At 49.7% G+C, this 12,303-nt stretch carries 7 protein-coding genes; 4 read left to right on the plus strand and 3 right to left on the minus strand.

Translation table 11 applies throughout. The features are described from left to right. Window positions 1-6: 6 nt before the first annotated feature. The 3 genes from G8759_RS32860 (at window position 7) to G8759_RS32870 (ending at window position 2,792) form a co-directional block, all read left to right on the plus strand. Entirely contained in the window at window positions 7-1,032 is a 1,026-nt protein-coding gene (locus G8759_RS32860; RefSeq protein WP_167217595.1) for a zinc-binding dehydrogenase, read from the plus strand. Window positions 1,033-1,035: 3 nt separating this feature from the next. Then, a complete protein-coding gene (locus G8759_RS32865) occupies window positions 1,036-1,812 on the plus strand; it encodes an SDR family oxidoreductase (RefSeq protein WP_167217597.1) in 777 nt (258 codons plus the stop codon). An 89-nt stretch (window positions 1,813-1,901) separates the two neighbouring features. Next, the gene (locus tag G8759_RS32870) at window positions 1,902-2,792 is read left to right on the plus strand and encodes a sugar phosphate isomerase/epimerase family protein (protein ID WP_167217599.1); all 891 of its coding nucleotides are present in this window, start codon (window positions 1,902-1,904) and stop codon (window positions 2,790-2,792) included. Between the two features lie 208 nt (window positions 2,793-3,000). Here the strand turns inward: G8759_RS32870 and G8759_RS32875 are convergent, their stop codons facing one another. From G8759_RS32875 to G8759_RS32885, 3 genes are all read right to left on the minus strand, one after another. Continuing rightward, a complete protein-coding gene (locus tag G8759_RS32875) occupies window positions 3,001-3,525 on the minus strand; it encodes a YfiT family bacillithiol transferase (protein ID WP_167217601.1) in 525 nt (174 codons plus the stop codon). A 58-nt stretch (window positions 3,526-3,583) separates the two neighbouring features. Beyond that, window positions 3,584-8,623, minus strand: a complete 5,040-nt coding sequence (locus tag G8759_RS32880; RefSeq protein WP_167217604.1) for a DUF11 domain-containing protein — start codon at window positions 8,621-8,623, stop codon at window positions 3,584-3,586. Between the two features lie 240 nt (window positions 8,624-8,863). After that, a complete protein-coding gene (locus tag G8759_RS32885) occupies window positions 8,864-11,095 on the minus strand; it encodes a hypothetical protein (protein ID WP_232074045.1) in 2,232 nt (743 codons plus the stop codon). A gap of 615 nt (window positions 11,096-11,710) precedes the next feature. Between G8759_RS32885 and G8759_RS32890 the strand changes: the two genes are divergently transcribed. After that, window positions 11,711-12,259 carry an RNA polymerase sigma factor gene (locus tag G8759_RS32890; RefSeq protein WP_197933065.1) on the plus strand — a complete coding sequence of 183 codons (549 nt, stop codon included), beginning with the start codon at window positions 11,711-11,713 and terminating at the stop codon, window positions 12,257-12,259. Window positions 12,260-12,303 lie beyond the last annotated feature (44 nt).

The raw sequence follows: 12,303 nt of genomic DNA on the forward strand, positions 1-12,303 counted from the left end.
TATGTTATGAAATCTGCTGCGGTTGTTAATTATGCGCCGGAGAAAGGCTCCGTTGCTATTCGCGAACTGGACCGACCCGCCATTGGCGAAGACGATGTATTGCTGGAAGTTGCCAACGTTGGGGTTTGCGGGAGCGATCTGCATCAATGGACTGCCGACCATAGCTGGCCCGTCAATTACCCGGTGGTGCTTGGTCATGAATTTGGCGGTCATATTGTTGAACTGGGGAATCGGGTTACGGGCTGGCATGAAGGCGACCGCGTGGTGAGCGAAACGGCCGCCGTCATCGATACCAACAACCCAATGACCCGTCGCGGGCTCTACAACCTCGACCCAACGCGCAAAGGTTTTGGGTATGGTGTCAATGGAGCCATGACACGGTTTGTACGCGTTCCAGCCCGTTGCCTGCATCCTGTACCTGACCAGCTTGCTTTCGAACAGGCTTGTCTGACCGAACCCTGCTGCGTAGCCTTTAATGCTGTGGTAGAAAATAGCCGCATAAAACCAGGCGACCGGGTTATTGTTCTGGGACCGGGCACCATCGGTATTTTGTGCGCAGCGATGGCCCGGCTCTGTGGAGCCGAAGTAGCCCTTGTCGGGTTAGCAGCCGACCAGCATCGACTGGCCATTGGGAAACACTACGGCTGTGAAGCCATCATTGGCGATGCAACCGAATGGGCCCAAAAAGTGGATGGACTTGGTGCTGATTGCATCATCGACGCAGCTGGTACAAGCATTACCCTGAAACTGGCGATGCAACTGGTTCGACCCAATGGTCATATCACTAAAGTTGGCTGGGGCCCGCAGCCACTTGGTTTCTCACTCGATCCATTGGTACAGAAAAACGTGACGCTTCAGGGAAGTTTCAGCCATAACTGGCCGATCTGGGAGCGAGTCATTGCGTTGCTTGCCAATGGGCAACTGGATGTAAAACCCATTATTGGGGGTGTTTGGCCCATTACGGAATGGCACGAGGCCTTTGAAAAAATGCACCGGGGCGAGGTGGTGAAAAGCGTACTCAAACCGGTGTAACCCATGCGGCTCCAACATAAAGTCATCATCATAACCGGCAGTTGCACCGGCATCGGAAAAGCTATTGCCAGTCGGTGCGTTGCCGAAGGGGCACGGGTTGTTATTCACGGACTGGAACGGGAATTGGGTGAAGCCATTGTCGCTACACTGGGGCATGATAAGGCGGTATTGCACATTGAAGAAATTACCGCCGACAATACCCCGCAACACCTGGTAGACCTTGCCCTGAAATCGTTTGGCCGGCTGGATGCGGTGGTCAACAATGCCGCAATGGTCGTTTCATCCAACACCCAGACAACGGATCTGGCGCTATTCCGCCAGATCATGGAAGTGAATACCCTGGCTCCTTTTGCCTTGATCAAAGTGGCCTTGCCCTATCTGCAGCAATGGCGTGGCTGCGTACTGAACATTGGATCGCTCAATGCCTGGTGTGGCGAACCAAACCTAATGGCCTATAGTGTCTCAAAAGGTGCGTTGGTCACCCTGACCCGTAACCTTGGCGATACATTGCATCGGGAAGCGGGCGTACGGGTCAATCAGCTCAATCCGGGTTGGGTACTCACAGAACGGGAAATCCAGCGAAAACACCAGCAGGGCCTTGCCGACGACTGGTATCAACATCTCCCATCAGAATTTGCCCCCGCTGGCCGTATACTGTGGCCCGACGAAATTGCAGCCGCAGCCGTGTATTGGTTGGGTGACGAAAGCGGCCCCGTTAGCGGCCAGATCGTTGATCTGGAGCAGTATCCGTTTATTGGCCGAAATCCGGCGAAAAATTAATAATTAGTACGGTTCGTGGCAGCAAACATCAACCCTGCCCTGCCATCATGAAACGTAATCTGTAATACTCCCTTTATCATGAAACAACTATGCCTCAATTAGCAGCTTTCCCTAAAGCGTTTATGCAGCAGCTCTGCAAAGATGGAACGATGCATATTTCCGAATGGATCGAGCTGGCGACCAAACTCGACATTGATGGACTGGAATGGTATGCCGGATTTCTGGAAATGGAAAATGAAGCAAACTGGCCCCTGTTTCGTCAGCAGGTAGAAGCGCATGGAAAAGCGATTCCGATGATGTGCTGCTCCCCGGATTTTACGCATCCCGATGCCGGTTTCCGAGCCAACGAAATTGTGAAGCAGAAGCGATGGATTGATATGACGTATGCATTGGGTGGTTCCTACTGCCGGGTTTTATCCGGACAACGGCGACCCGAATTGTCGATTGAAGAAGGAATTTCCCTCGCGGCCGAATGCATTTCCGCTTGCCTACCCTACGCGCAGGAACGCGGCATTATACTAATCATTGAAAATCATTATAAAGATGATTTTTGGACGTACCCCGAATTTGCCCAGAAAATGGACGTGTTCTGCAAGCTCGTAGACCGCATCGATCATCCGAATTTTGGCGTCAATTATGATCCAAGCAATACCTATCTCGCCGGAGAAGATCCGTTAGAGCTACTATATCGGGTGTCGCATCGGGTGGTGACCATGCACGCCAGTGACCGGTATCTGCTCGAAGGTACCATCGAAGACCTGCGTCGCGAAGAAGGTGGTGCTGCTGGCTATGCCAAACGACTCAGCCACGGCGAAATTGGCAAGGGACTCAATGATTACGACGCCATATTCACCGAACTGAAACGGGTGGGTTTCGATGGCTGGATCAGCATTGAAGACGGTGTCGACGGCATGGCACAGTTGGAACGCAGCGTAGCTTTCCTTCGCAAAAAAATGGCTGAATACTGGCCTGAGAGCTGACGGGTTTTACTTGATTTCGCTTTGTAATGTCGAATCAAATTTTCCAGCCCCTTCGCAAACTCAGGTAAAAACCCACGCCACGGTTAACATGACGCTCAAGAATAACCATGGCACGGGTTTTTACCTGAGTTTGCGAAAAGCCCGTTTTCAACGCGCCGTTTGCCGAAAGTATTCTGGCTGGCAGTAGAAGTGAAGTATGACCTTTACCCTAAATCGTCGATAAGGCCAGCTTAATATGCGCTAAATGGTGTTCAGCATGCCAGACCGATATAGCTAATGCCTGCGCCTGCGTAAACTGTATTTTTCGAACCGGGTGATTATAACGAATAGCTAATGCTTTCTCATCGAGCGATCGGGCTAAATAAGCATAGCGCCGATGGGCGCCTTCGAACAAAAGCAGTGAATCGTCGACCGGAGCCGTTGTCGCGTCAGCTGTTCCAGCCCAGGCGTTCATATCGATCATGGTCGCTTCAGAATAGTCGGGTTCGGTAAGGGCTTTCTTCATCCGCAGATAGTGTAGCAACTGAATATCAGCCACATGATGAACCAGTTGCCGCACAGTCCAACTACCCTCCCGATACGTTTTGGCCAAATCGTCAGGGGATAAATTCTCCACGAGCCGCCGATACTCCGCGGGGATCGTTTCAATCCGATGAATAATCTGAGCTAACTCGCCTGGCGAATACGTTTCCTGTATGACAAAGGGCCCAATGGGATATTTACGATTGTCCATGTATTCGTTTAGAATTTTGTACTGACCTACAAGCCAGCGATTTAATCATTTTCAGGGCCTACTTTACCCGCAGGCTAACCTGTACGGTATCGTCCTCGCCGGTATCAAAGTTATTGGCAGGATCGGAATCGACATCGTCCCAATCGCAATAACTGATCCTGGCTTTGATCGGCTCCGTCACCGGACCGGTTACCTGCACCTGAAAACTAAACTTCTGCGGCCACTCCGGATAAAAACGGCCACCCGTCAGAGTAACCTGCTGACCCGTTGCAACCAGATGGGTCCCGCCAATGAATGTCAGACCCGCCGGTAGCTGGCAGGTAACTTCGGGGCTAAGCAAACGCCTGTTATTATCATTGTTGACCAGTAGTGTAACTGTAATGGTCTCATTCAGAGCAGGAGCTGCATTATTTACCGATGCGTTAAGGCTGAGATCAACCAGCCCTTCGGGCAGAAAAACAGGGGTGATGTTAGGCGCTGGCAGATGGGCTGGATTCGGTTCGGGCGATACGCTGACAATCGAACCGGGCATACCTGTGCGTAGATCAACCCAGCCCGCATCATCCTGTCCATCATTCGTACCGCTGCCTGGATATGAGTCAGGATCAGGATTGTCTGAAGCCATGACCTGAGCGGCCAGTCGAATTCCCCCGACCGACGTAGCCGCTACCTGAACCGTTAAATTCACGGCCCCATTCGCTGAAATGCTTGGAATGGTAGCGCTTAGAACAGCGCCATTGATCTGAAGATCTCCGGCATGGACGATTGTTAGTAAGTCGGGTAGTCGGCTTTCAACCTGCACGTTATGAGCCTCCTGCGCGCTACTGTTCGTTATAGATAACGTTACCGTAACAGGTTGTCCCACAGCAGGTATTCGACTGCTAACCGACAAATTCAGGCTCAGGTCTGCTTCGGGCTGATCGCTTACCCGAACCGTCAGCGGATCTGACGGTGTGCCAAGGCAATCTTCCAGATTGAAACAGGTTGCGGTATAAGTCATCGTTTGGGTTGGGCTTACGACAATGGAACGCCCCGTTTGCCCATCCGACCATAGCACATTGGAGCCAAGGCATTTTTCAGCCAATAAGGTCGTTGATCGACCATTGGCAATGAACGGATTGCTGGCTCGGACCTGAGGTCGCGGTACGCCGACAACGAGATCAACCGTATCCTGGGTTGTGGCCGACGCACAGACACCGCCTAGAGTTGTTTTCAGAATGTAACGTCCGGCATTGGCCGAACTGGCGCTGGCAATGGTTAATGAGGGTGAAGTCGATATGCTACCATCGGGCAAAGTCCATTCGAAGGCGTTATCAGTAAAGATGTCGTTATAGTTGTATGAAAAAGCGTTCGGTGATAAACGATAGGTATTACCGAAACATAGGGAAGGAGTGTCACCACCGCCACCATTAGGCCGGTAAACACCAATACGAATGTCGGGAGTATCCACGATGACATTCGCAAAACTGACCCGCGTGCTAGCACACTGGCCGGAATAAACCGTTGTCAGACTATAGATGCCAGCCATGGCCGGGCTGATGTTGACGAAGGTCAAACTTTTTGCAGAGCTGGTATAACCGTTGGGACCACGCCATTGGTAAGATTCCACAGGCGCATTGTTTGGCCGGCTAGAAGCAGATAAGACAACAGTTGCGCCTGGGCAATAGGTATCAGACTGAGCTATACCCACCAGAGGATACGCCGATGCGTAGCTTATGGGCTTACCAACATTAATCTGTTGGGTAGCGGTATAGTTGCCACTGCATTCACCCGCAACAGTGACTGTCACACTATAAATACCCGAAGCAAGGGAGTTGGCGGAAAGTATAGTCGGTTGTTTTACCGAACTGCTAAACCCATTAGGGCCACTCCACTGGTAAGTAAGCGCCGAACGGCTTGACAGTGAGTCGGCTGCTGTATAAACGAAAATTGCAGTCAAGTCGAACGAAGTTCCTGGGCAGTAACGCTCACCAATTGACGCTCCACCCGTCAATCGGCTGTGTATGTCCACTAATGGCTTCTTAACTTGAACCTCCGTACTCGTTGTAACAACACCAGCGCAGGCACCCGACAGTGTTGCGGTAACGCTGTAAGTACCCGCCATAGCTGGTGTTACATTAGTTAGCGTAAAGTTTTGGGTAGAGCTGGTAAATCCATTGGGGCCGCGCCATTGGTAGGTAGCGGGCGCATTGTAGGTAGAATAGCCAACGAATGGCCACGCATTCAGCGAAAGCTGTCCTCCCGGACAAGCATAAGGATTACTACTAATGTTAAGCGATGGTTGACCTATCTGGATTGTTTGAGAGGCTATGGCGGTATTCGAACAACTTCCTGAAAACGTAGCCGTGACGCTGTAAATACCGGCATTAGCCGCTGTGGCATTGGTCAGGGTAAAGCTCTGGGCTGTGCTGGTAAACCCATTCGGACCGCTCCACTGATAGGTGGCCAGGGCTGAACTCGAAGAACTGGCAGCCGCTAACCGGACATTACTGCCAGGGCAAAAGGTTGTGCTGTACGAATTATTATCTACCCAATAACTCCCCACGGAAACGGTTGGCAGCCCAATCGTCACCCGAGCCGTAGCGGTATTCGAGCACCCCCCCGAAAATGTGGCCGTTACACTGTAAGTCCCCGACATCGCTGCCGTGGCATTGCTTAAGGTTGTGCTTGACGCAGTGCTGGTAAATCCATTCGGCCCACTCCACTGATAAGTGACCGGGGCTGAACTCGAAGAACTGGCAGCCGATATGCGGAAACTACTGCCTGGGCAAAATGTATAGATGTAGCCTCCATTCATATTAGTGCTATCTAAGCTGAAGGCAAATACGTAAGGCGTGCCAATGGTAATCGTTAGCGAAGCCGTGGCAGTACCGGCACAACTCCCCGAATAGGTGGCCGTAACGCTATAGACGCCTGCCATCGCTGCCGTCGCGTTAGTCAAGGTCGTGCTGGACGCGGAACTGCTAAACCCGTCGGGGCCACTCCACTGATAACTAGTCGAAACTGAGTTCGAAGAGAGGGTTGCTGCTATCCGAAAACTACTACTCGGACAAAAAGTATTTACCGAGTTTCCGCCATAACTATTTACGTCTGAGCTAAAAGCAGATGCAAAAGGCTCTCGAATGGTGATCGTTTGGGAAGCGGTGGCGGTATTCGAACAACTTCCTGAAAACGTAGCTGTGACGCTGTAAATACCGGCATTAGCCGCTGAACCATTAGTCAGGGTAAAGCTCTGGGCTGTGCTGGTAAATCCGTTAGGACCGCTCCACTGATAGGTGGCCAAGGCTGTACTGGCAGAAGGGAAAGCCGCTAACCGGACATTACTGCCGGGGCAAAAGGTAGTGTTATACGAATTGGTCTCGGCTGAATAACTTCCGATATAGACAGTAGGCTGTCCGATTGTCACCTGAGCAGTAGCCGTATTTGAACAGCCCTCGGCAAAGGTGGCTGTGACACTGTAAGCCCCAGACATAGCCGCCGTGGCGTTGGTAAGGGTAAAGCTCTGGGCTGTGTTGACAAACCCATTAGGGCCACGCCACTGATAGGTCGTTCCTGAACCTCCAGTTGATACCGCCACTCGGAAACTGCTACCCGGACAAAAGGTGTTCACAGAACTTCCTCCGTTAATAATACTGGTTTCTGAGCTAAAGGCAGATACATAAGGTGCTCCAATGGTGATCGTTTGAGAAGCTGTGGCAGTACCGGCACAACTCCCCGAATAGATGGCCGTGACGCTATAGACGCCTGCCATTGCTGCCGTCGCGTTGGTCAGAGTAAAACTCTGGGCTGAACTGGTAAACCCGTTAGGACCGCTCCACTGGTAGGTAGCCGATATTGTACTATTTGTCGACACTGCCACTCGAAAACTACTACCGGGACAAAAGGTGGAACTGTAGAAATTATTATCGACCAGAAAACTTCCGATTGATAAAGAAGGCTGGCCGATCGTTACCTGAGCAGTAGCTGTACTCGAACAACCCTCCGAAAAGGTGGCCGTTACACTATAAATCCCCGACATCGTTGCCGTCGCATTGGTCAAAGTCGTGCTGGACGCGGTGCTGGTAAATCCATTGGGGCCACTCCATTGATAGTTAGTCGGGGCTACACCGGATGAGGCTGCGACTATCCGAAAATTACTACCCGGACAAAAGGTATTCACCGATCGTTCGCCAGTACTAGCCACATCTGAGCTAAAGGCAAATAAGGAGGGCGCGCCAATGGTGATCGTTTGGGAAGCCGTGGCAGTACCGGCACAATTCCCCGAATAGGTGGCCGTGACGCTATAGACACCCGCCATTGCTGCTGTCGCGTTGGTCAGGGTAAAACTCTGGGCTGCGCTGGTAAATCCATTGGGGCCACTCCACTGATAAGTCGCTGTTGTTCCTATTGGCAGAGACGTCGTTGCTCTTAGTTCCAGGGATGAGCCGGGGCAGAAGGTAGAACTAGAACTATATTGCGGATTGGCTCCCGTTGAATACGAGCTAACTCCAACGGAAAGTGTTGTATTATAAATCCGTACCGTGTCTTTGCCAATACCGCAATTACCAGGATACGTGGCTTCCAGAATGTATAAACCAGCTACCCCCTGCTCAACCAATGGGTTTCGTTCTGTACTCTCGAAACCATTCGGTCCGGTCCAGTGATAGCTGGCAGTATTGCTACTATACAACTCGTCGGGGTGAGCAACCAGCGATAAACTCGTTGGCCCGCAAATTGAACGACCGGAGTACGTATAGGGTCCATCGTATACTAGGGCCATTGGTTTAGATGTACCTAGACCGACGGTTGTCGATGCCGTTGCAGTACCCTGATTCGTACCGGAGAATGTCATCGTTACGGAGTAAACTCCAGTCGTAGCTGCTGATGCGGGAACATTTATAGCACCGTATGCCGCACTGGTAAAGTTGTTTGGGCCTGCCCATCGAAAACTTACCGTTGTACCAGCAGGAGGAACAGAATAAGCCGCACTTACCCGAAATGACTGTCCATCGCAGACGGGACTATTCGAAGAAAGGTAAAAGGTGGTCGGGTATGATTGGGCAAATAGAGAAGAAAACGCCGTTGTTGAAACGGCAAGCAGAACGTAAATGTAGCGCATAGACGGTGGAAAATAACTGCCCAAAATAAACAGAATTCCACATTCTATCCTATGTTATCATGCCAATATTTAATAGGACTTTTGTTTAGAGCTGTGCTACGGTTCCAAACCGTAGCACAGCTCTAAACAAAAGTCCTAACTGAAACAAAATCCGGAATTAGTAGTCCGTTTATGAACTACTAATTCCGAAAGTGCCTACTTGAATCAATTTCATTTGCAAGCTACAGTGGGGTCGTTTTTTCACTTCCCGACGGGGGCGCTAATCACGCCCAGATACCGACCCATCCAGTAGGGTAGCAGCCAGATATCGCCCGCACTGTGCTCCGATTTACCATTTCCCCGGTTACGGTCCAGTGTAAACGTATTACCATTGTGCCGCTGAATCGGGCGTTCGCCAGGTGATAATACCTCTTTGGTCGTTTGCTTCCGAAAATTGTCGGGCAGTAGCTCGATGTCTTTGCGGTGGCTGTTACGAATCTCCCAGTCGATGAGGTCCAGCGGGAACTCCCGCAAATACCAGACAGCTTCGTTCAGGTCAAACGTTTTCGTTTCGGTCAGAGCGGTAAAAATATTCCACGCTCCTTCTTTTTCGGGGCGCTCAATTTCCCAGTGATCGATAATGGCTTTTTTGAACTTAGCCCTGAGCGTATCGTTGAGCGCGTACCGATACAGGCCCCAATAACCCACAAAGTACATCTCATCATCGGAATGGTTCCAGCCGTCCGACATGTGCTTGCTGTGTTCATCGGCATCTTCCGGCGCTTTCCCAATGATGCTCATGGGGCGCATCAGGTTTTCCAGATAGCCGTGTTTTTGCATCAGTTCAAGGGCCTTATTTTTATATTTTTCCTTTTTTGTAAACTGGTACGCCGTCTGAAGCATGGCCACAATATTCGACGAGTTCAGTTTGCGATCGCCCACGTTTATCGGAAAGGCATTCACGTAGTCGGGGTTCCATTTTCCCCACATAGTGGGTTTGCCATCAAAATCGATCAGATACATATTGTGGCTGATAATATGACTCATGAGTGTATCGATGAGCGTAATAGCCCGCCGTTGCAGGCTTTTATCGTCCACGAGTTCGGCCATTGCGCCGAACGCAAAAACATGCCCAATCACTTCATCGCTGCTGGTTGTCGATTTCCAGTCCCAACCCGGCTGGGGCGAATGTTGCCAGCGTTCGGGGTCACTAAGTTTGGCAATATAGCCCGCCCGCTCGAACGACCTCGCCGGAAAACCCGGTACGGGATTGATCGTATACAACCGCTCCATGGCATCGAGCGATTCCCGACAGTTTTGTAGGGCATCTTTATCTTTCGTAACCGCATAGCGAAACACCTCACCCGCCAAGTACATCGAGGTCCATAAACCGTCGTTGTCAGAATCGGCCAGGTAGCCAGTGGACAGGTCACCTTTTTCCATACCATCCAATGACGCATTAAATCCATTACGCATATGCCGGCTCCGAACCTGATCTTCATAGAACAGCGCTTTTTCGTGGAGCGTCATAGGCTTTGTGGCGATTTCGGCCAGGCCAGCGGTCGTTTGCACGAGCACTGTATTTTTGGGACCAGCAGTAATCGCGGTTACCTCATCGCCAGGTAACCAGCGTTCACCGTTATAATAGTCGAATTTCCCATCAGACCGGAGCGAGAAAGCACCTTTCGTCGAGCCAAACCAGAGCTTCCCATTTACGTCGGCCACGGTAGTAATTTCGGTCCAGGGTAATTTCTTATGAATCGAACCCAGTTGTTTTTTGCTCACAGTGTCAAACTCAATATAACCATCGGTCGTACCGATCAGTAGTTTCTGGCTCTTGCTGGCCAGATCAAACGATGTGAAGTTTGCGCCATCAAACACTTTCGTCAGTTTGTGCTCCCGGCCAGAAAGTGTATAGAGTGTTTTTTTGCCCAGTATCCAGAACAGGTTCGCTGCTGATTGATACCGAATACCAATCACCTCATCATCAGCTATAGCTCCTTTCCATAAAACAGCCGATTCCTTAACCAGATGGAGTGTTTTCCCATCGGAAACCAGAAACATAAAGTCAGCTCCTCCAACAAACAGTCGCGCCTGCGGAAGCTGGTGTTCAGCAAATAATTTTCCGGCCCAGGCATTACTTACTACTGCTCGATTATCGAGGTAGACCAGTTGCTGCTCATACGTACCAATAGCAGCCAGCTTCATGTCCTTCACCGGGCGATACGTACGATCAGGCTGTAAGGTACCGGGCGACAGGAAATAACCGCCAGAAGGATGCAGTAAACCTTCGGACGAGAGTGCCTGAATTATACCATTCCGGTCACAGCCTGCCCCCAGGAGGCCACCATCAGTTTTCCTCAGATAGTATTTAACACTATACGATTGATCATAAGGCTTGTCGGAATAGGCCGACTGAGCTAGTATCTGGTCATTAGCGGCCAAGAAAACAAAGCAGGTAACTAAACCAGCGAGTAAACAGAGTTTTTGCATAATACTGTGATGGACAAGTCAAGCTGATTAAGTACACGAACCAGGCAGGCTTCACTTGGTATACTGTCAGGCGGTCGTATCAGGCTATTAATCGAAAGGCATATTTTCGGAAGCTATCACCGAATAATAGGAGTGACCATATTTGTCAATATTAATTTAAATGATATACAAGCCACTGATTATTAGGAAAAAGCGTTTTTGGGCACTGTTCATATTACCCAGTTATAAAATCTACCCCCGCTTGCGCAAATTGAAGGTTATTTTACGCAAAGTGCGAAAATTAATTAAAATAGCATGCTCTATATTTGTTCCAGATATGGCGAAAATCCAAATTTTATTTGGATTGAGAAGTCTTTATTAAGATAATATGAGGGATTTGTTATCAAATAACAACATATCCTTTGGATAAACTTTGCCAAATATTATTTGGATATTCAACTTAAATAACTACTAAAAATTCTACAAACCATTCAATTTTAATGATTTTTAAATGGTTTTGATCAGAATTTTAAATAGCAGAGCGCCAGAAAGACAAATTGACCTTCCTCTAAACCGTTTTACCTGACATTCGTTCCGACCTGTTTCTCTTGATTTCCCACCTTACTCGTCCTCTTTATGACCATTAACTACTCACTTGAAAGCATTCTCTGCAACGTCATTCAGGGTGATCAGGCCGCTTTTGCGAAACTATATCGCCATTATCGGACGCCCGCCCTTAAATTCTGCCTTTACCTGCTGAAAGATCAGGAAGAAGCCGAGAATATGGTGCATGATGTATTCATAAAAATCTGGGAACGCCGGGCCTCTATAAATCCGGACCTGAATTTCAGTTCCTACTTATTTACCTGTCTGAGAAACATGGCTTTCGATTACCTGAAGCAGGTCGAAAAAAGTCAGCTTCTCAAACAACGTTATATGGAACGCATGGAAAGTGCCCACCATGAAGAAGTTGATGATCAGGAAAACCGATTTAAATCGCTTCAGACGGCGATCAATTCTCTCTCCGAGAAGCGAAAAATGATTTTACTCCTGAATATAGAGGGGGGGAAATCTTATCAGGAAATAGCTGAACTCTTGAGAATTTCGAAAAATACAGTTAAAAACCAGCTCGTAAAGGCGAAGCAACTCCTACGGGAAAAGCTCGATTATGCCTTACCAGCCTAGCGCAGTTTTCAGGTTCAGGACTTTTGCCCGGAGCCGCACCATCA

The organism is Spirosoma aureum, from assembly GCF_011604685.1.
GTDB lineage: Bacteria > Bacteroidota > Bacteroidia > Cytophagales > Spirosomataceae > Spirosoma > Spirosoma aureum.